Below are 22,642 nucleotides of genomic sequence, written 5' to 3' on the forward strand. Positions count from 1 at the left end.
GCCTTAGGTGAGTACAGGTAGGCGAGTCGACTAGGCGAGTCGGCTAGGCGGGAACGAAGGCGAACACGCCGGTGGGGTCGAAGACGGCGCGGATGTTCGCGAGGCGAGCCGCGGTCGCTGGCGACCAGCAGGTGGCGAAGAGGGCGGGGTCGAGGTAGGCGGTGGTGGCGAAGTTGATGTTCGAGACCGGGCTCAGGTAGGGCGCCACGGCGTCGAGCAGACGGGCGCCGTCGGCCCGAACGGCGGGTTCGATGCCGGGTGGCACGAGAACGCCGACGCCCGCGAAGGTGAATGATGCGTCGCGGCCGCCCGCTGCCGAGCCTTCGGCCACATCCACTGCCGCGGCGGATCCGATGTGACGCAGCTCGACACTGACGAGCGCGCATTCTTTGCCGGCGCCGGCGAGGTCGAGAAGCGCGGTGACGAGGTTCTCGTCGATGCGGTCGAGCAGACCGCCGAAGAGCGCCGCCGCTACGGGGTCGGTGGGGTCGTTGTGGATGCTCGGCACCTCGATGGGCCGCATCGGCCGAATCGAGTCGACCACCGCGGGTGCGAGGGCGCGAAGCGGCGCGGCCGACTCGGCACCGCGCTCCGGGTCGCCCGGAAAGGCGAAGCGCAGCATCGCGACGGTCTTGCCGCTCAAGAAGGGCGGCAGCTCGGGCAACGGGGGCATGCGCACGAAAGCGATGCTGGTCGTGACGTTTATGGGCGCCGTCTGGGTGTAGTCGGCCCAGCCGCGCAGTACGGCCTCGATGTTCTCTTCAGCGAAGACGATGTTGCCGGCGAAAAGCGCGGGCAATTCGACGAGGCGAATGGATGCCCCGGTCACAACCCCGAGGCCGCCTTTGCCGCCACGCAGCGCCCAGAAGAGTTCGGGGTTCTCCGTGGCGTTCGCTTCGACGATATCTCCCGCGGCGGTGACCACGGTGAACCCGGTCACGTAGTCGGAGCTCATTCCGTGGCTGCGGGCCAGCGGGCCGAGCCCCCCGCCGAGCAGGTAGCCGACGGCACCGACCGTGGCTGCTGCGCCGGTGATGGCGGCGAGATCGTGCTCGGCCGCTGCTGCAACGATCGCGCTCCAGCGCACACCGGCACCGAAGGTGGCCGTGTGCGCTGCGGGATCGACGGCGACCTGATCAAGACGGCGGGTCGTGATGACGAGTCCGGTGGTGATGGCGGCTTCGTCGCCGTGGCCGGTGGCCAGAACGCGCACGGGCAGATCGTTGGCGGCGGCGAAACGCACGGCCTCGGCGACATCTGCGGCAGAGACGGCACCGACGACGACCTCGGGCGTGTGCACCCATCTGAGGTTGTTGCTGACGAGTTCTTCGGCGAAGCCGTCGTCGTCTGGGGTGAGCACGGGCCCCGAAACGAGTGTTTTGAGTTCGGTGAAGTCGGTCATGGTGGCTCTCCCCTGAGTGCGCCGTCGCTGATGCCTGTGAGGCTAACACGGGCCTCGGACAGGGCGGAAGAGTACGAAAGCCCGACAATGAGGATTCGTCGGTCGCGGCACGTGGCGCTCTCCCTCCGCGCAGATGCGGCTCTAGGTCAGGTAACCGTCTTCGGCGGCGCGGCGAATGAGGGTTTCACGATCATCCACGGGGCGACCTTCTCGGGAGTACTTCGCGCGAAACCGGTCGAGCGCGCGGTTCACGGTTGCGGGCTTGGTGCCGAGCATGAGCGCGACCTCGACCGGAGAATTGCCGTCGGCATAACGATTGAGAATGTCGAGTTCGTCGGGGGTGAAACGGTCGTCGTCATCGGCGATCGAAAGCCCCGGATGCTCGTAGTTCGGGTCGACGGCGGCGCGGGCCGCATCGAGCACTTCGGAGGCGGGGCGTGCCTTCGGAATGAAGGCTGCCGCGCCCGCAGCCATGATGCGGTCGACGGTGGCGGGATCATCCAGTGCGCTGACCACGATGACCGCCGCGCCTGCCGCGCGGCAGAGGCCGAGCCGCGCCTCGATGGAGATGGGCTCGGCGAGCTGGTAGTCCATGATGATGACGTCGGGCGGAAAGGCCGGGTCGTGGATGAGTTTCGGCCACGACCCCGCGGCGATCACGAGGTCGAAGTCGGGGGCATTGCGCAGTACCCAGGTCGCCAGGCCGTCGAGCACGAGCTGGTGATCGTCGATCAACGCGAGAGTAACCCGCTTGCGAACGGGCGGGGCGTTGTGCGGCGCTGAGTCTGCGGGCATGATGAGGCAAGTATAGCGAGCACGCCCCCAGACGGGGGACACGGGTGCGGGCGGGGCCTGGGCAGAGTTCGGCACGCGGATGCCCGGCCGCCGTGCTCGGATGGCCGGGCATTCGGCGGCGCAGGGCCGCGGCGTGCCGCTACTGTTGGGGACAAATGACTACTCTTCGGGCTTCAGAGACCTCGTTCATCGTGGCCGTGCAGGGCACGCGTGTTGCTCGTACGCTGGTGCCCGCCGGCAAGGCGCTCAGCTTCTTCGGCGAGCACGCTGCGGGATGGATTCTGCTGGGGCTGCTCGGTGCGGGCATCGACTGGTCGCACGCGGGGGCCTGGCTGCTCAGCGTGCTCGCGGTGATCGTTGCGCACGGGCTCTCGGTAGTGATCAAGCGCGTGGTGCGGCGTCCGCGGCCGGGAGCGACGGTCGGAGCCGACGGAAAGTTCGACGCGGGCAAGGGCGGCTACCCGGTGACCGCCGGGGGGCGAGTGGATGCACGTGGCAGTGCCGAGACGGGTGAGCAACGGGCATCCGGAGCCGTCGCGAGCGCCGTGAAAGTGTATGCGTCGGCGCCGAGCAAGCTGAGTTTTCCGAGTTCGCACGCGTCGTCGACCATGGCGGCGTGCATCGTGTACACAGCGTTCTTTCCGTGGTTGTGGCCGGTCGCGGTGGTGGTGGCGCTGGCAATGGGTTTCAGCCGGGTGATTCTGGGCATGCACTTCGTGACCGATGTGCTGGCGGGATACGCGATCGGGTTGATCGTGGGCGTGCCCACCATTCTGCTGCTGCACGGGTAGGTCTGCGCGGCCGAGCGCACCGCACCAGCGAGCTAGAGGGTGGGGATCTCCCAGCCGTATTGGCGGGCGAGAACGCTGAGTAAGAAGAGGGCGGCCCAGATGGCGCCGCAGACGAGCAGGCGCACGTCTTTCAACACGATCTCTTCGGGAGCGGCGGCTTCACCGCGCTCGATGTCGAAGGCGTAGAGCAAGAGGGCAGCGCCGAAGGGGAAGACCGACGCGATGGAGCCGATGGAGGTTCCGCCGTTGAGGTCGAACGCCCAGAGGCCGTAGCTGAGCATGGTGAGGGTGGCCGCGACGGTCCAGACGAAGCGCAGGTACCCGAGCGAGTAGAGGTTGAGCGTCTTGCGGGTGTGCGACTCCTCTTTACCCACGCTCTCGACCTTCTCTGAGTAACGCTTGCCCGCCACCATGAAGAGCGAGCCCGACGAGACGACCAGCAGGAACCACTGCGTGACGGGCACTCCCACGATGGCGGCACCGGCGAGAGCCCGCAGCACAAAACCGCTGGCCACGATGAGAATGTCGATGACGGGCTGGTGTTTCAGCCAGATGCAGTACGAGAGCTGAATGATGACGTACGCGATGAGCACGCCGCCGAACAGCCAGTAGCCGAGCAGGGCCGACACGATGGCCGGCGCGAGCAGCAACACGATGGCGGTGGGCCAGGCGATTCGCACGGGAAACTCCCCCGACGGAATCGGCCGGAACCGTTTCTTCGGGTGCAGCTTGTCGCTCTCGATGTCGAGCAGGTCGTTCACGATGTAGCCACCAGAAGACGTGAGCGAGAAAGCGACGATTCCGAGCACGACTTCGAGCAGCACGTCGGGATGCAGCAGCACCCCCGCCGAGAGCGGCGCGAGAGCCAGAAGAACGTTCTTCGCCCACTGTTTCGGGCGCAAAGCCCGGATGAACGGCGGTGCCTTCGGCATGAAGCGGTCTCCCCACAATGGTGTCGGCCGGGGCCGATGGTCGTTCCCCTGAACTCGAACCAGGTCGGCCCCGCGACCGGATCGCACAGGGCGAGGGCCGGTTCGTGACAAACTGGTGATTCACTGCAATCGTAGTTGGGCGCGCTCGGCTTCGAGGTGTCGGCACCCCCGAACGGGTGTGAAGTTTGTGTAAATCAGATGCTGTGCACAACTGCCAGTGCGGGGTTGGCGAAAGTCGAAGGGCGGCCGAGTGAAGACCAGTGCGTTGTACGTGCTGTTCGCCGCCATCTCCACGGCCGCGAACCTCGGTTCGCAGGCCCTCGTCTCCATTCTCGGTACGGGCGTGTTCGGGGCGGGCGCGGGAGTGATGACAAACGCGGTGCTGGTCGCTTCGGTGCTGATCGGCACCGGCGTCGGAGTCGTGGCGAAATACATTCTCGACAAGCGCTTCATCTTTCGGTACGAAGTGAAGAGCATGAAGCACCAGGCCCGAACGCTCGGGCTGTACACGATCATGAGCGGCATCACCACGCTCATCTTCTGGGGCTTCGAGTTCGGTGCCTACTTCGCCTTCGGCACCGCGGCCGCGAAGTACACGGGTGCGGTCATCGGATTGGCGATCGGGTACGTCATCAAGTACTTTCTCGACAAGAACATCACGTTTCGAGAAGACAAGAGCGGGGTCAACACACTGTGAGGTCTGATGTGAGGGTTGTGCTGTGAGGTCTGAAGCGTGAGCCGCCAGCGGGTGTCGTCCTGGGGGCGGTTGAGTGATGACGAGCACGAGATCGTGCCCATTACGTCGGCGAGTGCTGCGCCAGAGATCCTGGCGGCGACGGCACCGGGCGTGGCGCGCGGCATGGAACGCAGCTACGGCGATGTCGCGCTCAACCGCGGTGGCACACTGTGGGATGCCCGGGGGCTCAACCGCTTTCTCGGTTTTGATGCTGAAACGGGCATCCTGACCTGCGAACCCGGCGTGCTGCTGCGCGACATTCAAGCCACATTCAGCAGGCAAGGGTGGATGCTCGCGGTGACGCCGGGCACCTCGGTGGTCACCGTGGCTGGCGCCGTCGCGAACGATGTGCACGGTAAGAACCACTCCACGCGCGGTACGTTCGCCGACCACGTGGTTTCGCTGACGCTGGTGCGCACCGACGGAACCGTGATCGTGTGCGGTCCGTCGGAGAACCGCGACTGGTTCGAGGCGACCTGCGGGGGGCTCGGGCTCACCGGGCTGATCGTTTCGGTGACGCTGCGGCTCAAGCGCGTTCCCGGGCCGTGGTTGCTGGCCGAGAACATCGCGTACCAGTCGCTGCCGGAGTTCTTCTCTCTGTCTGACGAGTCGGAGGCGGAGTTCGAGCACGTGGTGTCGTGGATCGATATCACCACCGATGGGGGGCGGCGGGGCATTTTGTCGCGGGCGAATTCGACGCCGTCGCCGCATCGTTCTCTGCCTCGAGGAGCTGCAGGGGTAGGGGCGACTCGCGGGGGGCCGACGGTGCCGTTCGTGCCGCCGTTCTCACTCGTGAACAAGGTGACCTTGCCTGCTCTCAATCGTGCGTATTACCGTCTGCAGCACCGTTCGCTCGGGTCTGCGGTGGTGCACTACAAGCCTTTCTTCTATCCGCTCGATGCGATTCAGGAGTGGAACCGGGCGTACGGGCCGAATGGGTTCTTTCAGCACCAGTGCGTGCTGCCGCGATCCGTTGGCCTCGAGGCCGTGTCAGAGATACTCGGGCTGGTCGCCGCGTCGGGGCAGGGGTCGTTTCTCGGGGTCTTGAAGACGCTGGGGTCGCGGACGCCCATCGGAATGCTGAGTTACCCCCAGGAGGGCGTGAACCTCACCATCGATTTCCCGAACTTGGGGGCGTCGACGCTTGCGCTGCTGTCGCGGCTCGACGATGTTGTTGCGCAGGCGGGTGGGCGGCTCTACCTGGCGAAAGACGCGCGGATGCCCGTCTCGCTGTTTCAGGCGGGGTACCCCCGCTACGCGGAGTTTCTGAAGTACAAAGACCCGGGCATGAGCTCGGAAATGTCCAGGCGATTGTTAGGGAGCTAGGCGCTTATGTCTGCTGCAGTGAGTAAGGGTTCTTCTTCGGGTTCTGCCGGGGCGCGGGGCAACTCGGGAGCGTGGCCGACCGACGTGGTGGTGGTCGGTGCGACGTCGGCGATAGCAGAGCAGTGCACTCGGTTGTGGCTGGAGGGTGGGGCATCCACTGCCCTGTTGATCGGGCGTTCTGCTTCGAAGCTCGACGCTATTGCGACCGATCTCGGGGTGCGGTTTCCGGCCGCTACGGTGACGACGCTGGTCGCCGACCTGGTTTCGCCGTCGTCGATCTCGACGGTCGTGGCGGGGTTTGCGGGGCCGGGAACGCCGGGCGCCGCCGCGGGTGCCGGGCTGACCGTGCTGGTGGCGCACGGGTCGATGACCGAGCAGGAGGAGTCGCAGGCGTCGCTTGCCGCCGCCGCTTCGGTGCTCGAGGTGACGGGTGTTTCGCCCTCGCTGTGGATCGAGGCGTGCGCCGACACGATGAGCGCGGGTACGATCGCCGTGCTGGGGTCGCCCGCTGGTGACCGGGGGCGACGCAAGAACTACATCTACGGGGCCGCGAAGGCGCTCATCGAGGCAATGACCGAGGGGCTGCAGCATCGGCTCGCCGGGTCGCCGCTGCGTGTCGTGCTGGTGAAGCCGGGGCCCACCGCGACCCCGATGACGGCGTCGATGCCGCAGAAGGGGCTCGCCGACGTTTCGGCGGTGGCCGGCGAGATCGTGGCGGGCGTGAATGCGGGCCGTGCCGTGGTGTATGCGCCGCTGAAGTGGATGCTCATCATGGGTGTTGTGCGCAACATCCCGTCGCCCGTGTTCAACAAGCTCAACTTCTAGGGGCGGGGCGCGGGAGGGCCCGCTGAGTCGGGTACTTCTGGGGCGGCGGGAGCGGCGAGGTCGGAGAGCGCCGAGCGGCCGACGAGGTAGTAGATGGATAGGACCGTCAGGCCGACCATCATGACGATGGGGGCGAAGAGACCGACGACGGTCGCGATCGGGTAGAGCACGAGACCTGCGCCGAAGCGGATGAGCTGAGCTCGACGCTCGGCGCGACCGACGGGCCGGGCTATGAGGCCCGCGTCGATGATGTGGCGCAGAATGAGCACGAAGCTGATCGCCATGCCCTCTGCTACGGCGCCATACACGACGACCGCGACTTGGGCGTTCGTACCACCCTCGACCACGAAGTCGGCCAGCTGCGAGGTGCTGAACGGAATAGTGCACACGAATAGCAGCAAGAGCAGGTTGAGCGCGAGGGTGACGCGGTCGACGCGAACGATCGCGTTGAAGAGCAGATGGTGGTTGACCCAGATGGTTCCGATGACGAAGAAGCTGAGAATGTAGGCCAGGAAGGCCGGCCATTCGTGGGCCAGCTGGTCGAGCAGTGGTTGGCCGGTTGATGCGCTCGTGTGCAGGTCGAGCACGAGCAGGGTGATGGCGACGGCCATTACTCCGTCACTGAATGCCTCGACTCTGCCCCGGCCCATGCAAACACCCTAGAGGTTCGGGGGGTGAGCATCCGCTGTTCTCGGTCTTGGGTCGATTTCTCGATTTTGCGCAGAAGCACCTAACCGGGCCGATTTAGGTGCTTCTGCGCAAACCGGATGCTCGGGAACGAGCAGCGGGGGGCGAGAGAGGGAGAGAAAGGGGGGAGGCGAGAGGGGGAGGCGAGAGGGGCGGGGGGGCTGGGTGTGGATAACTTGGAGGGGCGGGGCGGTGTGGAGGGCATGATGACAGGCATGCCTCGACACAATCCTCTGACACCACAGCTCCAAGCGGCACCGTTCTCGGTGCCTGAAGCCCGGCGGGCCGGCTTCGGTCGCGCTACCATGCGCAACCGAGAACTGCTTCGACCGTTCTATGGAGTCCGCGCGACACCCTCCGCGCTGTCGAGCTCGATTGCGGGCTTCGTTCCGCGGTTGCGCCCGCACGAATGGTTCAGCCACGAGTCAGCGGCGCGACTCTGGGGCGTACCGTTGCGCCATCGACCGCGGCTGGATGACCCGGTGCATGTGACGATTGCTGCGCCGGGGGCGGCGTCCCGCACACGAGGGGCGCAGGGCCACCAGAACGCAGATGCGCACGCGCCTGTCGTGCGCCGCTTCGGTGTGCCGTGCTCAGACGCTGCGAGCACGTGGCTGAGTCTCGCGGGCATCCTGTCTGTTCGGGAACTCGTCGTCGCGGGTGACCACTTCGTTCTCGATCCTGAAGTGAACGACAGAAAAGACCCGCGCCCGTACGTGACTCTTGACGAGTTGCGGGCACGCACGGCGGCGTTTCACGGGCCGGGTAAGCGGCGGGCATCCGAGGCCCTCGAGCTGGTGCGGGTGGGTGCCGAGTCGCGATTCGAGACGCTGCTGCGGCTGCTGGTTCGGGATGCTCGGCTGCCGGAGCCCGAGGTGAATCCGGTGATCGTGGATGCCCGGGGCGCGCGAATCGGGCGGGCGGATCTCGTGTTCCGATCGAGCAGGGTGATCGTCGAATACGACGGTGACCAGCATCGCACCGACAAACGTCAGTACCGCAAAGACGTCACCCGTTGGCAGCGGTTCTCGCGCGCCGGGTGGGATGTGCTGCGGTTTCACGACGACCACGTCGTGCGATTCCCCGCCGTCACGCAGCGCGAGATCGCGGATGCCCTCGCGCGTGACCGAGTCGGGGCCCCGGATGCCGGCCTGGGCCCTGGCCATGGCCCGGCCGCGGTGGCAACCGCGGGCGCAGCCCCGGCTTTGCGCAGAAGCACCTAAAACGGCGACTTTGGGTGCTTCTGCGCAAACTCGATTGCGCAGGGGCGAGCGAGGCGGAGGTTGGGCGGATTCATTTTGCGCAGAAGCAACTAAGACGACGGGTTTGGGTGCTTCTGCGCAAACCCGGCTCCGCGGAGGCGGGGCGAGGGCGAGAGGAAGGGCGCGCGGGGGCGGCGGGGTCAGGCGGCGGCGTTGCCCTCGAAGGCGGAGTCTTCGTACTCTTCGGTGAGGCCGTGGGGGGTCTTCTCCCAGTGGTGGGGGCTGAAGACGATCTGGTAGGCGGCGCGCCAGGCGCTGATGGAGTGCAGGATCCAGTACGCGGGGTTCAGCAGGGCGAACATGGCGACGCGCCAGTTGTACCGGTTCCAGGCGGCAATGCCGGAGATGAGGATGATCATGCCGTTGCTGAAGAGCATATTCACGGTTCCGCCGACGATGAGCCAGTCGGGCAGGTTGAGGCCGATGAACTGCACACCGATGTAGGTGAACACGGTGAAGCCGAGCACGAGCGGGTAGAGCATGAAGGCGATGGGGGTGCCGAGAATCAGGGCGACGAGCGAGAGGGCGCCGAGCACACCGTTGACCCGGAACCAGCGAATGGGATGCCGCGTGTTGACGGCGCCGGTCATGATGTAGCCCTTGATCCACCGAGTGCGCTGCCGGATCCACGCGCCCACCTCGGCGCAGGCCTCCTCGGCGGTGGATGCCTTCACCACACCGACGCGGTAACCGTGAGCAGCCACGCGCAGGCCGAGGTCGGCGTCTTCGGTGACGTTGTAGGGATCCCACGCGCCCAGCTCGCGCAACACCTTGGTATCGAAGTGGTTCGAGGTGCCGCCGAGCGGAATCGGCAGGTGCGACTGGTCGAGCCCGGGCAGCATCGAGTCGAACCACGCAGCGTACTCCACCGCGAAGAGGCGGGTGAGCACGTTGTAGTCGGCGTTGAAGTAGATGAGCGCGCCTTGCAGGCAGACCAGCTTCTTCTGGTCAGCGTCGACGTTGGTGCGCTCGAACTCGTCTTGCCGGAAGGCGGCCACGGTGTCGCGCAGCTGCGACGGGTTGGGGCGGTCTTCGGCGTCGTAGATCACCACGAACTCGCCGCGGGCGAACGAGAGTCCGTAGTTGCAGGCGCGCGGCTTGGTCTGCGGGCCGCCGGGCGGCACGATGACCATACGCACGTACTCGGGCGGGCGCATGGTGCGCACAGCCGCGATGGTCTCTTCGTCGTCTTCCTCGAGCAGCACCATGACCTCGAGCTTCGCCTTGGGGTAGTCGATGGCACCGAGGTTCGTCAGCAGCTTCGAGATGATGTTCGCCTCTTTGTAGGCGGGCACCAGAATCGTGTAGATCGGCAGCTCTTGGTCGGGAATGCGCGACGGCAGCGGCTTCAGCCCGCGCCGCACCCTCTCGAGCGCGACCTCGTCGGCCCAGCGCTCTTTGTCACGATTGTTGAAGGGAGCGCGGAATCCGGCGACCACCTTGAAGATGATGTTCATGGCGAACAGAATGTTCGCGGCGGTCAGAACGATGATGAGCGTCGTCGTGAGGCTCAGCACGCAGCCGACGATCACCAGCAGCACCACAATGCCCGGCACGATGAGTTGCCAGCGCCGCAGCCCCGACTTCGCCGACTCGTCGCTCGAATCGGTGGCCAGGGCATCGGATGCCCCGAAGAGCAGCTGCGTGCGGCACGCCGCCGCGACGGCTTGACTGAGGTCCCAGTCCGTCGTGGTTCGCACGGCGATGTCGGTGACGCCGAGCTGGGTTCGGGCGTCGACCAGCAGTTCTTCGGTGGGAGGTACCGTCGTGGCGATGATCGCCCCCGAGCCGGATCGCTTCCACGGCACCCAGCCGGCCTCGATGAGTTGCTCGGGAGGCAGCACCGAGAGCAGGCCCGCCTCTGGCGGCTCGGCGAGCAGGTCGACGAGTGGCGCGTTCCATTGCGTGGCCAGGGCTTCGTACATTTCGCGACGGGTCACCGCGCCCGACAAGATGAGGTGCCGGCCGAGCAGGCCACCCTCGCGCTCCTGGATGGCTAGGGCATCCGCGAGTTCGTGCTCGTCGATGAGGCCGGCGTCGACGAGGATCTCGCCGATGCGACCGGGGCCGCGCTCGCCCGAACCGTGGCGGCCGCTGCCGCCGCCGCTGCCGCCGCCCGCCGCGGAGCCGCCCGGGGCGCCACCGCCCGCGCCGCCGCCCACTCGTGAGGTCGTGTCGGTCAACTGTCGATCCGCTCGTAGATTCGGTAATCGCCCTGGTCGAACACCACGCGGTACATGGTGGTGAACGATGGGTCTTTCTTCACCGCATCGTAGACGAGGTCGGCGACACCCGTCTGAGAGAGCTCGGGCGCGTCTGCCGTCGACACGAACACCCACTTCGCGTGCGTCGCGGGGTTCGCAATCGCCTGGTAGAAGAGGTCGCCGGTCGATCGGTTGTAATAGTCGACCAGCGGAATGCCGATTTCGGGCAAGAGGGCGCTGCCGGCGGCGGATTCGTCCATCAGCACGTCTCCCCCGTCGTAGTTGTCGCGCAGGTAGGCGGCTGCCGCGGTCGCCCCGCTCGCTGCCTTCAGCTGCACGTAGCCGTCGGCCTCGGCGATGACGGAGGATCGTGCCGGGTCTGCCGCCCACCACGCCGTCTGCACCACGAGCGCCAGCGCGACCAGGGCGAGCACGGGCATCCACACCCGCGATTTTCGTATCGAGTCGACGAGCACGGCCGCCAGTACCGCCAGCCAGGGGATCACCGCGAGGGTGTACCTGCTGTTCCACCAGTTCTGCGGCAGCGAGTGGTCGTTGTTCATGTGGGTCTGGCCGAGAAAGAGGCTGAGCAGCGAGAACGCGTAGGCAACGCCCATGATCCACACGACGAGGGCCTCGTTCGAAAGCCCGCGGGTGTAGGCGAGCACGACGGCGCCGGCGATGCCGAGCACCACGGTGAGCAGGCCGGCGGTCTCGAGCACCGACCAGTCGTAGGTCCAGAGGGTCAGGCCCGCGTTGTGCGTGTAGGCGAGCAGGCCCGCATCTGCCGTGGCCTTCTGCAAGTTCGACGCCGAGTACTGACCGTTCGCGAACTCGAGCGGGTTGCCGTAGACGGTGAAGTTGTAGGTGAGCCACCACGCGATGGCGACGCCCGGCAGCGCGGCGAAGGCGAGGCCCATCTTCACGCAGTAGCGCCACGCGCGCTTCTTACGCCACGAGACCCACGCCACGAGCAGGGTTCCGGCGAAGACCAGCACCCAGCCTTCGTAGCGCGAGAGGGTCGCGCCCGCCGCTGGCAGCCCGCAGAACACCATCATCTCGCCGGCCTGCAGGTTGCGCTTGCTCGTCACCCAGTGCGCCAGCCCCGCAAAACAGCCCATCATGCACACGATGAGAACGGGCTCGGTGAGCGCCGTCGTATACATGTACAGGATGCTCGGGTTGGCGATGATGAGCAGAACACCGATGATGCGTGCCGAACGCCCGAGCCCGATGCGCGCGGCGATGCGGTAGACGCCCGTGGCCGTTCCCATGAGGCAGATCAGTCCGAGCAACCCGGCGGCGAGCCCGGTGTGCCACAGCCAGAGGTTCGTGACGAACGGAACGAGCACCAGGCTCGGCACCGGCAACCACACCGTGCCGAGCTGGGTGAAGCCCGGGGCCTTGCTGTCGAAGAGTCGCCTGGAGATGGTGAGGTGGCTCTGCGCGTCGGCGTACGCGATGTTGAGGCCGCTCGACGTGGTGATGATGACCGCGACGATGCCCACGGCGAGCGCCACGAATGCGATGACCATCGTGCCGGGCACACGCCGCCCCGCGGTGGGGGCGCCGAGCGAGACCCAGCGCGCGATGAGCCAGTCGGTGAAGGCGGAGTGGATGACCGGCGGAGCCTCGGGCTTCGGCAGAAGCAGCCCGGAGTTCGCCGCGGTGTCCGACCACTCCTCGGCGGGCGTCTCGGGTCTGGTGAGGGAGGGCACGGGGTCGCCTTGTCGGGTTCTCGCCGGTTAGTCGGTGCTCGGGGGCGGCGTCGGGCCGGTGCCGGTGGTGCCGGTGCCGGTGGGCGCGGTGCCGGTGGTGCCGGTGGGCGCGGTGCCGGTGCTCTCGGCGGCGGCCTGCGACTGCGCCGTGCCCTCGGCGACCAGCTGCGCGTCGACGTACTTCTTCAGCTTTCCGCGGCGGCGCCGGCGGGTGATCTCGCCGATGACGCCGGCCAGAATCAGCACGATGGCGACAACCGCGATCCACACCGCGTAACCGCGGTAGTCATCGGTGACGGCGGTCTGCGGAACGATGGCGTTGCTCGAGATCAGCACCGGATCGGCCTGGTTCGGCTGAGCGACGAGAATGTCGCCCGACAGCCCGAACCACTGGTCGGGGTTGCTCATGGTGTATTCGGCCGCCTGCAGTTGCAGGGCATCCACATCGCCGGCCGACGAGCTGGGCGACCAGCCGCCGAGCATGAGCACGTTGCGACCGCCGCTCTGGAAGGCCTGCAGCGTGGCGTAGGGTTCGGTGGTTCCGACGCCGAACGAGACGGCGTTCGAGTCGATGGCTTTGAAGCTGTCGAGGCGCAGCGGGGCACCGAGCGCGTTCGAATCGTCTGAGGTCGCACCGACGAACAGGCCCGACTTCGACGAGGAGACGAACTCCCCCGGCGTCATGACGGTGACGGCGAGCTGGATGCTCGAGTTGCGCTGCAGCGAAGCGACGATGTCTCCGGCGCTGGCCACGGCCACATCGACGGAAGCGCCGGAATCGAACGCGACCGGCAGCACACCGCCGAGCACCTGCGGAAAGCGCTGGAAGCCGGGGTTGATGGTCTGGCCGCGAACCGCCGAGACGTTCGACGCGGCCGCGTCGACGAACAGCTGGATGGGGATGAGTGCGGGGGCGCCGGTGCAGTTACCGGTGACCGGCACGGCGCTGAGCTGGATCTTGAGACCATTGGCTGCGGTGATGAGTGTGCCGCTCACGGGCAGCGTCATGCTGAAAGTGGTGCTGTGACCGAGCACCTGCGAGCCGATGAGAAAGTTGTTCCAGTAGACGTTCGCGGTGGCGATGACCGAGTCGGGGATGTCGGAGTGCATGCCGACGAGGTTGACGGTGGCCGAGCTGATGGGGCCGCCGAAGCTCGCCTGCGAGATGTTCGTGAACGAGCTCGTCTGGCCGAAGCCGGCGAGTGCGATCTGGCTCGGCGAGCCGAAGTACTGCAGGTTCTGGGTGAGCGCGGGTGTCGAGGTGCCGGTCTGGCTGAGGCCGGTGGTGTTGCCCGAGTTCGCGAGCACGAGGTAGTCGGAACCGAGGGCGGTGCCGGCGGCGGAGAGCGAGGCTTCAGGGCCCGAGATCGTCAGCGTGGGCACACCGCCGGCGCCCGTCGAGAGGGCGGTTGTCGCCGTGGTCACCGAGGAGTCGGTCGAGGGTGCCAGCACGATGATGCGGCCGCGGATGGGGTCGACGGCGGCTTCGTTCGCTGAATCCCCGGCCGTCGTGAGGCTGATGTCGACGCCGGAGGGCAGCGCGTGAGCCAGCGCGGCCACGGTCGAGAGGCCGGCTTGTTCGAGGGCCGAGGAGGGGGCATCCGGAATCTGCACGGCGACCGCGGTGAGGCTCGGGTTGAGAAACTCGGCGACCGTTTTGGGTACGGTCGCGTCGCCGGAGTAGGCCAGCACGACCTTACTGAGCTCGACGCTCGCGGTCGAGGGAACGGTGCAGACGGCCGCGGTGGTGTCGATGACGGTGTAGGTGAGGCCGATGCTGACGATGCCCTTGACCACGTCGGAAGCCGTGAGGGGCACATTCAGGGCGGCAGGCGCCGCGGGGTCGAGGGTCTGCAGCACCACGCCGTTCACCGAGACCTGCACGGAGCCGCCGAGGGCACCGGATGCCGCAGCCGATGTGCTCGAAGCGGCTGCACCTGCCGCCGGAGTGACGGGGGCGACGATGCCGGTCACGCTCGTCGGGGTGAGGCCGGCCGGAACGTCGAGGTTCACGAAGACGGCGGTGCCGTCGGCGGGAATGGTGGTGGTGGCGGGAAAGGAGAGGGTGCCGGGCGCGTCGGCGGCGGCAAGGGCGCTGGCGCTGCTTCCGGCCTGGGCGGGGGTGCTCGTGCTGGTGCTGGCGCTCGTGCTGGCTTGGGCGGAGGCGGCGAGGCCCAGCGGCGCGGCCGCGATCAGCAGACCGGCGGCGGCCAGTGACACCAGGCGCACGGCGTTCGGGCGGGCGCGTCGAGGCGCACCGTCAGACCTGCGGCGGGGAAGTTTCGACGAGACGCTCATTGACCATCCGATGGGTTAGGTACCGAATCGGTTCCTGGGCTGACACTGATTTCACGCTGCAGGGCTACAAGATCTGCGATATCTTGTCCCCCCAATGGGTACCCTTCAGTCGAATACTAGTAGGTATTCGGTGCGGCTACCGGCAGCGGATTGGTCGTTGTGGCAACACGAAACCAACGTGTAATGACTACGAAACGACCGCCGCGGTTCCGAACTTGTGCAATCTCGTGATGACATCTTGGTAGCTGGCGGGCACGCCGTAGTAGAAGCCTTGGGCGTTTCGAACGCCGATGCGCCGCAGAATCGCGGCAGTTTCGGCCGTCTCGATGCCCTCGACGATGGTGAGGTAGTCGAGCGCGTCACTGAAGCCCTGCAAGGCCTTCACGACCTCCCGCTGGCGGTTGTCGCCGAGGTCGTCGATGAGGCTGCGGTCGAGCTTCAGAATATCCATGGGGATGCGCACCAGCGAGCCGACCGACGAATTCTCTGAGCCGTAGTCGTCGAGCGCGATGATGATGCCGAACTCACGCAGGCTCTGGGCCTGCGCGCGCAACTCGTCGGTCACGTGGCGCAGCGATCGTTCGTTCAGTTCGAGGCAGAGCGAAAGGGCGGGATGCCGCTTGGCGAGGTCTTTGGCGAAGGCGCCGACATGATCATCCACGATCTGACCGACCTCGAGGTTGACGGCGATGGTGGCGATGCTCGGTTCGATGAGCTGAATGGCGCGGGCACCGGCAACGGCCTTGTTCATCACTTGGCGAGTGAGGGCATCCATTCGGCCGAGGCCCTTCGCGCGCTCGACCAAGGCGCCCGGTGAGATGACTCCGAGCTCGGGGTCGGTGAACCGAACGAGTGCCTCGAACGCCCAAATGCGGTTCTCGACCAGATTGACGATCGGTTGAAAGGCCAAGCTCAGCTGTTCGTTGTCGATTGCGTCGGCGACGATGTCGTTGATGCGGGCGGAGCGGTGCGGCGAGATGTTGATGGTGCTGTCAGAGCCCGGGCCGCCGTGGCGCCTGCTTCTCTTGACGGCGAGCATGCTGCGGTCGGCATCGACCACGAGAGAGGCGGCGTCGGTCTCGCGGTGGGCGGAGTAGGCGAGGCCCACGCTGAGCAGGGGGCGCAGCTCGATGGTCTGGGGCGGCGCAGTGGGGGACGAGTCTGCGAGGGCGACGGCGTTTTCGTCGATGGCGGCTGCGGTGGCGGCGTCTTCGGCGGCGGCGGCTGCGGTGGCGGCGGCTGCGGTGGCGGCGTCTTCGGCGGTGGCGGCGTCTTCGGCGATGGTGGCGGTCAGGCCGCCGTCAATCACCGTGAACGGCTCGCTGGCCCTCTCAGTGACGCGCTCGGCCAGGGCCTTCGCCTCGGCGAGTGATTTGAGCGAAGTCAGAATGATCACGAATTCGTCTCCGCCGATGCGAGCGACGATGTCGTGCGAGCGCGTGTTCGCCTTCAGCCGCCCGGCGACCGTCACGAGCATCTGGTCGCCGACATGATGGCCGTACCGGTCGTTCAGCTGTTTGAAGCTGTCGAGGTCGATGAACAGCACGGCGATCGCACCGGAGTACGGCCGATTCTCGTTCGCGAGCGCGAGCGCCTGGCGGAAGGCGTTGTAATTCGGCAGCCCGGTGAGCGAGTCGCTATTGGCTCGCGCGGTCAGGTCGGCCATGTCTTGCGTGACGCGAGCAGCCTCGGTGGCGAGGTGAGCGAGAGCTTCGAGCACCTGCGCGTCTTCGCGGTCGAAGGGAATTCCGCTCAGCTCGCGTCTCGCCACGAGGTAGGAGTCGGCATCCTGGGTCAGGTGAACGGGGTAGCCGATCTCGCTCTGCCCCGGCGGCGGTGAATGCCGAACGGTGACCGAGTCGGCGTTCACGGCGGTCTTCGCGCGCGCTTCGAGGGTCTGCTGAAGATCGTCGTGGCTCCACGGCAGCGCCAACGCTGCGTCGGTGAGGCCCGTGATGCGCCGCTGCAGGCCGCGCAACTGGCGCACTCGAGAGAGCCCGAAGATGACGGCAGCCGCGATGACGAGCACTCCGGCTCCGCGGTGGGTCTCGTCGGTCAGCAGCAGTACCGCGTACACGGCTTGAGACGTGAAGACGATTGCGAGCGCGAGGCCGGAGATGAACGCTAGGATGCCCAGCAGACGCCGTGGGCTGAGTTCGGAGATGCCGAAGGCACCGTCGTGCGCCCAACGGCCGCCCTGCCGGGCGAACTCCACGAGAAGGATGACGAGCAAGTACGCCGCGCTTGCTGCAACAGCGAAAACGACCGTCTGCCAGCCGACCCGGCCGGCGAAGCTCATCACGAGGCACCAGGCAAGAGCGCCGAGGCTCGCCACCCCGGTGGCGTAGACCGAGATCACGAGGTTGCGGGAGTTGAACAGTGCTCCGCAGAAGAACCCGAGCACCCAGACTCCGACGGCGATGAAGAACTGGTCGCCGAGGCTGGCAGTGGCGAACAGGGCCACAGAGGTGCTGACCGACGGCAAGCTCGACAGCCGGCCGACCGGCAGGCGAAAGTCGGTGACAAGCGCCGTGCTTACGAACAGGGCGATCAGGTACAAGAGGTCGATGGAGGCGAGGCCGACACCCCCGCTGCCCGCACCCGTCGTGCCGCCGCCGTTGAGCGTACTGCCCGACGTGCCGTCAGCAAGCACGGCGAGCTGAACGATGCCGAGCACGACAACGATCAGCGCGATCAGCGCGACCGGCACGAAGAAGTACGACCGCGTGATGCGGCGGGTGATCGGCACCGAAGCGTCGGTCACCGGTGCGATCGCGGCAGTCGCCTGCCTGCTAGTTGTGCGGGTCGCCGATGCGGAAGGTGCGTTCGTCGCACGAGCGGGCGACGCGGCCCTTGTCAGGGTACGGGCTGCCGGCGTTTCAGTCTGCCGGCGAGTGATTGCCACTGCAGTGTCACCCCAACCGGCGAAACGACATCTGTCTGCGTGCACTCGGCAGCTGAACGGTCATTCACACAATGTACCGCGCAACGGGGTGGCGCATGCGCCGATGTGGGGCATGCGCCAGGAGCCGAGTCGCACAGCGGCTCGGTGCGGGCGCGCTCAATGCGATCGCTCGTTGCGATCATGCGCCCGAGCAGCGTAGCCACGCCGACCGAAACGGCTAGCCAGGCGAGCACGATTGCGGTGACAACTTCGACAGGATTGAGCGGCGGAAAATTCATCACGCCTGGAGCTTAGATGATTATTCATCACCTTTGTCAAGGGAAGAGCGAATCTGTGGAGAGTCAGTTCTTCAGTGTCGGTCAGGGCGACGACGGGTGCCGCCGCCGTACACGATGATGCCCACCAGGGGAACGAGCAAGAACCAGAGCCAGCTGTAGTTGTAACCCCACACAATGCCTGTCACAAAGAACAAAATGAGGGCGATGAACGGTGTGATCGACACTGCGACGACGCCCGCCGTGCCGCCGATGGGGCCGTTGCGCGGCTCGGGAATCGAGCTGCCGAACGACGACGACGAGCTCGAGTAACCGGGGGCGGCGAAGGCGGCTGGGGGCACGGAGGATGCTGCACCGAGATGGGCATCGGCTGGAAGGTCACTGAAGACCGGCGCCACATCGCCGCGCGTGACGGCCGACCGCACGGTGGCACTGCGCTCGGTGAATTCGGCTTCGGTGATGCGGCCCTCGCGCAGGTTGGCGTTCAGCTGCGCGACGGCCTCATCGCGTTCGGGGTTCGAGAGCCGCAGTGTTGCGGTCTGCGGATCGGTGAAGTCGGTCATGCGTCTATTGTGGCGCGCACGGGGCGAGCGTGCCACACGTCTGGCGGCTTCGCCTGCGGCTCACGAAGGCATAACGGCTGGCCGAGGAGCGGCCGGGGCGGCTCAGCGGGCGACGAGCTCGGGGGCCGCGACCGACGAGGCCGACGTCGAGGCAGCCGCCGTCGAAGCAGCGCGGGCGGCGAAGATCTCGGCGATCTGCACGGCGTTCAGGGCGGCACCCTTGCGCAGATTGTCGTTGCTGATGAAAAGGGCGATGCCCCGGCCATCCGGAACCCCCTCATCGGTGCGGATGCGGCCGACGAAGCTCGGGTCTTTGCCGGCCGCCTCGAGAGGGGTCGGAACATCTGTCACCGTCACACCGGCGGCCGTCGACAGCAGCTCGGCGACACGTTCGGGGCTGATCGGGCGCGCGAATTCGGCGTTGATCGAGAGGGAGTGGCCAGTGAAGACGGGAACGCGCACGCAGGTTCCGCTGACCAAGAGACCCGGCAGTTCGAGGATCTTACGGCTCTCGTTGCGCAGCTTCTTCTCTTCGTCGGTCTCGTTGAGGCCGTCTTCGACGAGGTTCCCAGCGAAGGGGATGACGTCGAACGCGATGGGGCGCACGTACTTCACGGGGTCGGGCAGTTCGATGGAGCTGCCGTCGTGCACGAGGTCGAGCAGGCGTCCTGACGCGACGGCGGCCTCGGCCTGCGTCGCCAGTTCTTCGGCGCCGGCGAGCCCGCTGCCCGACACGGCCTGGTAGGTGCTCACGATGAGGCGCTGCAGCCCGGCTTCGGCGTCGAGCACCTTCAGCACAGGCATGGCGGCCATGGTGGTGCAGTTCGGGTTGGCGATGATGCCCTTGCGCGCTTCGTCGATGGCGTGCGGGTTCACTTCGCTCACCACGAGGGGCACGTCGGGATCCATGCGCCAAGCGCTCGAGTTGTCGATGACCGTGACGCCTGCGGCGGCGAACTTCGGCGCGAGGGCCTTGGAGCCGGTTGCGCCGGCCGAGAAGAGAGCGATGTCGAGGCCCGTCGGATCGGCGGTCGCGGAGTCTTCGACGGTGATCTCTTCGCCGCGGAACGTCAGCGTGGTGCCCGCCGAACGAGCAGTTGCGAAGAAGCGAATGCTCGCGATGGGAAAGTCACGTTCATCCAGTAGCTGGCGCATGACTTTGCCGACCTGGCCGGTCGCTCCGACGACGCCGACGTTGAGGCCGACGTTCTTTTGCGTTGAATCGCTCACTGCACTCTTCCTTATTCGCTCGAACGTTCACTTTACCAAGCATCGGGGAGTGGATGTCCGGCTCAGGCTAGGGTGCCTAGCATGAGTGATTTCGGGGCGGGCGACGGCACCGACGGGTCGCGGCGCGGCACGCCGCGGTACGAACAGCCGGCGAGCGACCCCACACCGCCGGCCGAACCGCCGGACACGCCGCCTGCCCTCTCGCCGCCTGATGCCGCGGGGTGGCCGGTGGCGGAGCCGCAGACCGCGGCCGGCCCGATCCGCGCGGCGGTGCCGGGGTATCTGGTGCGGTGGGGCATCCCGAGCAGCGTGCTGGGCCTGGGAGTGTTCATCGCGGCGCTGGTGGTGGGCATCGCGCTGTATGTGCTGGGCATCATCCCGAACGCGAGTGCGGCGCAGTTCACGACCAATGTGCTCGGCTACGGGGCGCTGTTCGGGGTCGTCGTGCTCGTGGTGCGGCTGCGCGGCTCGGGGTCGCTGCGTAAAGACCTGGGGTTGAGCATCCACTGGGTGGATCTGGCGCTCGGGCTGGGTGCGGCGCTCGTCGCCAAGGCGATTGCGGTGTTCTTCGGGTCTGTGGCCCAGCGGCTCGCAGGCGATACTCCGGTGCAGGGCAATCTGACGCTGGACTCCGACACGTTCTGGATCGTGCTGAACGCGCTGCTCTTCGCCTGCCTGCTGGGGCCGTTCGTGGAGGAGGTCTTCTTTCGCGGCATGGTGCTGCGGGGCATCCGCAACCGCGTGCTGCGCACCGCGCCCGGGGCCGTGGATGCGGCCGGCGTCGCACAGAACGTCGACCGCCTGCGGGTTGCGAACACGGTGGCGATCATCGTGAGCGCGGCGGTGTTCGCTGCGCTGCACCTGTACGAGTCGTCGTCGTGGGCCTCGGCGCTCGCGTTGGGCGGGTCGACGTTCTTCTTGGGGCTCATCAACGCACGGCTCGCCGTCTCGACGGGGCGGCTCGGGGCCGGCATCGTGGCGCACATTCTGTTCAACGCGTCGAGTGTGGTGCTGTTGCTCGCGCTGGGGTGAGTGCCTTTGGGTGCTCGGGCTTGTGGGCTTGTGGGCTTGTGGGCTTGTGGGCTTGTGGGCTTGTGGGCTTGTGGGCTTGTGGACTTGTGGGCTTGTGCCTGTCGTGCCTGCGTGCCTCGCGCCGCCGCGCCACTGATCGACTTCTCGAAAAAGCCCCTTTCGAGGCGATTTTGGGGGCTTTTTCGCAAAGTGGATCGAGGGCCGGGCGCGAGGGCGAGAGGGTGGGGCGAGGGGGTGGGAGAGGGCGAGGCTAGCGGCCCGTGCCGCCGTGCACGACGGCATCGGCGTCGGCGTCGAGGCCGAAGGCCGTGTGCACCACGCGCAGAGCGGTGTTCACGGTGTCGGCACGGGTGACGACCGAGATGCGGATCTCGCTGGTCGAGATCATCTCGATATTGATGCCGGCCTCGTAGAGCGCGGTGAAGAGCTTCGCCGAGACGCCCGCGTTGGTGCGCATTCCGGCGCCGACCAGCGCGAGCTTGCCGATCTGGTCGTCGTACTGCAGCGACGAAAAACCGACCTCGGGCTGCGAAGCGGTGAGCGTCTGCAGCACGGTCTGCCCGTCGGACTTCGGCAGCGTGAACGAGATGTCGGTGAGCCCGGTGGCCGCGGCCGACACGTTCTGCACGATCATGTCGATGTTCGCGCCGGTCTTGGCCACGATGTTGAAGATCTGCGCGGCCTTGCCGGGAATGTCGGGCACACCCACGACGGTGATCTTCGCTTCGCTGAGGTCGGCCGCAACGCCGGCGATGAGTGGCTCTTCCACGGATTTCTCGCTGTTCTGCTCTGTACTGCCTGAGGTCGGGGTGCCTGCGGTGAGGGTGCTTGGGGTGAGGGTGATGGGCCCGGTGATCGTGCCGCGATTCGGGATGCCCGCTCCCCCCGTCGCGGCCGCAAAACCGAGGGCGACAGAAGCCGCGCTGGTCTCGTTGAAGACGATTGTGCCCTCGTTGTTGTTGAACGATGACCGAACGTGAAGCGTGACGCCGTGCCGGCGTGCATACTCGACCGCTCGGATATAGAGCACCTTCGCCCCGTTTGCCGCGAGCTCGAGCATCTCTTCGCTCGAGATGCGGTCGATCTTGTGGGCGCGCGGCACCACACGGGGGTCTGCCGTGAAGATTCCGTCGACGTCGGTGTAGATCTCGCAGACGTCGGCGTGCAGGGCGGCCGCGAGGGCGACCGCAGTGGTGTCCGAACCGCCTCGGCCGAGGGTCGTGATGTCGCCTGTGCCGCGGTTGAAGCCCTGGAACCCCGCGACGATGGCGATCGCACCTTCGTCGAGCGCGCTTCGAACCCTGCCCGGAGTGACATCGACGATGCGGGCCTGGCCGTGGCGGGCATCCGTGATCATGCCGGCCTGGCTGCCGGTGAAAGAGCGCGCATCGTGGCCCATGCTGCGAATGGACATGGCCAGCAGCGCCATGGAAATGCGCTCGCCGGCGGTGAGCAGCATGTCGAGCTCGCGCGGGGCCGGAATCGGGGTGACCTGGTGGGCGAGGTCGAGCAGTTCGTCGGTGGTGTCGCCCATCGCGCTGACGGCCACCACGACCTCGTTGCCGGCCTTGCGGGTTTCGACGATGCGCTTCGCCACGCGTTTGATGCTCTCGGCGTCGGCGACGGATGATCCGCCGTACTTTTGCACGATCAAGCTCACG

17 protein-coding genes are annotated in these 22,642 nt (G+C 66.8%); 6 read left to right on the top strand and 11 right to left on the bottom strand.

Annotated elements, in window-relative coordinates:
• Positions 1-43 precede the first annotated feature (43 nt).
• Both LQ955_RS12645 and LQ955_RS12650 read right to left on the bottom strand, forming a co-directional pair.
• Entirely contained in the window at positions 44-1,402 is a 1,359-nt protein-coding gene (locus tag LQ955_RS12645) for an FAD-binding oxidoreductase (RefSeq protein ID WP_231024882.1), read from the bottom strand.
• 141 nt (positions 1,403-1,543) lie between these two features.
• Positions 1,544-2,197, bottom strand: a complete 654-nt coding sequence (locus tag LQ955_RS12650) for a response regulator transcription factor (RefSeq protein WP_231024883.1) — start codon at positions 2,195-2,197, stop codon at positions 1,544-1,546.
• Positions 2,198-2,352: 155 nt separating this feature from the next.
• On the opposite strand from LQ955_RS12650, the gene LQ955_RS12655 reads away from it, so the two are divergent.
• On the top strand, positions 2,353-2,988 hold the full coding sequence (locus LQ955_RS12655) for a phosphatase PAP2 family protein (RefSeq protein WP_231024884.1): 636 nt from the start codon (positions 2,353-2,355) through the stop codon (positions 2,986-2,988).
• A 32-nt stretch (positions 2,989-3,020) separates the two neighbouring features.
• Here the strand turns inward: LQ955_RS12655 and LQ955_RS12660 are convergent, their stop codons facing one another.
• Entirely contained in the window at positions 3,021-3,920 is a 900-nt protein-coding gene (locus LQ955_RS12660) for a decaprenyl-phosphate phosphoribosyltransferase (protein ID WP_231024885.1), read from the bottom strand.
• Between the two features lie 250 nt (positions 3,921-4,170).
• Between LQ955_RS12660 and LQ955_RS12665 the strand changes: the two genes are divergently transcribed.
• From LQ955_RS12665 to LQ955_RS12675, 3 genes are read left to right on the top strand one after another with little or no spacing between them, the layout of a single operon-like run.
• Positions 4,171-4,617: a GtrA family protein gene (locus LQ955_RS12665; RefSeq protein WP_231024886.1), complete on the top strand. Its 447-nt coding sequence runs from the start codon at positions 4,171-4,173 to the stop codon at positions 4,615-4,617.
• Positions 4,618-4,653: 36 nt separating this feature from the next.
• A complete protein-coding gene (locus tag LQ955_RS12670; protein WP_231024887.1) occupies positions 4,654-5,982 on the top strand; it encodes an FAD-binding oxidoreductase in 1,329 nt (442 codons plus the stop codon).
• 6 nt (positions 5,983-5,988) lie between these two features.
• Positions 5,989-6,807 (top strand): SDR family NAD(P)-dependent oxidoreductase, encoded by an 819-nt coding sequence (locus LQ955_RS12675; protein ID WP_231024888.1) that lies wholly within the window; start codon positions 5,989-5,991, stop codon positions 6,805-6,807.
• On the opposite strand, the gene LQ955_RS12680 is transcribed toward LQ955_RS12675, so the two are convergent.
• On the bottom strand, positions 6,804-7,457 hold the full coding sequence (locus LQ955_RS12680) for a TMEM175 family protein (RefSeq protein ID WP_231024889.1): 654 nt from the start codon (positions 7,455-7,457) through the stop codon (positions 6,804-6,806). The two genes, LQ955_RS12675 and LQ955_RS12680, sit on opposite strands and share 4 nt — an antisense overlap.
• Before the next feature lie 252 nt (positions 7,458-7,709).
• Between LQ955_RS12680 and LQ955_RS12685 the strand changes: the two genes are divergently transcribed.
• Complete coding sequence (locus LQ955_RS12685) at positions 7,710-8,717, top strand: endonuclease domain-containing protein (RefSeq protein ID WP_231024890.1); 1,008 nt, start codon at positions 7,710-7,712, stop codon at positions 8,715-8,717.
• A gap of 179 nt (positions 8,718-8,896) precedes the next feature.
• Here the strand turns inward: LQ955_RS12685 and LQ955_RS12690 are convergent, their stop codons facing one another.
• The 6 genes from LQ955_RS12690 to LQ955_RS12720 form a co-directional block, all read right to left on the bottom strand.
• On the bottom strand, positions 8,897-10,939 hold the full coding sequence (locus LQ955_RS12690) for a glycosyltransferase (RefSeq protein WP_231024891.1): 2,043 nt from the start codon (positions 10,937-10,939) through the stop codon (positions 8,897-8,899).
• The gene (locus tag LQ955_RS12695) at positions 10,936-12,678 is read right to left on the bottom strand and encodes a hypothetical protein (RefSeq protein ID WP_231024892.1); all 1,743 of its coding nucleotides are present in this window, start codon (positions 12,676-12,678) and stop codon (positions 10,936-10,938) included. The genes LQ955_RS12690 and LQ955_RS12695 overlap by 4 nt, the downstream gene beginning before the upstream one ends.
• A 27-nt stretch (positions 12,679-12,705) precedes the next feature.
• Complete coding sequence (locus tag LQ955_RS12700) at positions 12,706-14,976, bottom strand: hypothetical protein (protein ID WP_231024893.1); 2,271 nt, start codon at positions 14,974-14,976, stop codon at positions 12,706-12,708.
• A gap of 187 nt (positions 14,977-15,163) precedes the next feature.
• Complete coding sequence (locus LQ955_RS20025; RefSeq protein WP_255713587.1) at positions 15,164-17,740, bottom strand: putative bifunctional diguanylate cyclase/phosphodiesterase; 2,577 nt, start codon at positions 17,738-17,740, stop codon at positions 15,164-15,166.
• A gap of 490 nt (positions 17,741-18,230) precedes the next feature.
• Positions 18,231-18,719: a DUF1707 SHOCT-like domain-containing protein gene (locus LQ955_RS12715; RefSeq protein WP_231024894.1), complete on the bottom strand. Its 489-nt coding sequence runs from the start codon at positions 18,717-18,719 to the stop codon at positions 18,231-18,233.
• A 102-nt stretch (positions 18,720-18,821) separates the two neighbouring features.
• Positions 18,822-19,949 (bottom strand): aspartate-semialdehyde dehydrogenase, encoded by a 1,128-nt coding sequence (locus tag LQ955_RS12720; RefSeq protein WP_231024895.1) that lies wholly within the window; start codon positions 19,947-19,949, stop codon positions 18,822-18,824.
• 81 nt (positions 19,950-20,030) lie between these two features.
• Here LQ955_RS12720 and LQ955_RS12725 point away from each other — a divergent pair, with 81 nt between their 5' ends.
• Positions 20,031-20,981: a CPBP family intramembrane glutamic endopeptidase gene (locus LQ955_RS12725; protein WP_231024896.1), complete on the top strand. Its 951-nt coding sequence runs from the start codon at positions 20,031-20,033 to the stop codon at positions 20,979-20,981.
• Between the two features lie 250 nt (positions 20,982-21,231).
• On the opposite strand, the gene LQ955_RS12730 is transcribed toward LQ955_RS12725, so the two are convergent.
• Positions 21,232-22,641, bottom strand: a complete 1,410-nt coding sequence (locus LQ955_RS12730; RefSeq protein WP_231024897.1) for an aspartate kinase — start codon at positions 22,639-22,641, stop codon at positions 21,232-21,234.
• Position 22,642 lies beyond the last annotated feature (1 nt).

The sequence above is a fragment of the Subtercola endophyticus genome (assembly GCF_021044565.1).
Taxonomy (GTDB): Bacteria; Actinomycetota; Actinomycetes; order Actinomycetales; family Microbacteriaceae; genus Subtercola; species Subtercola endophyticus.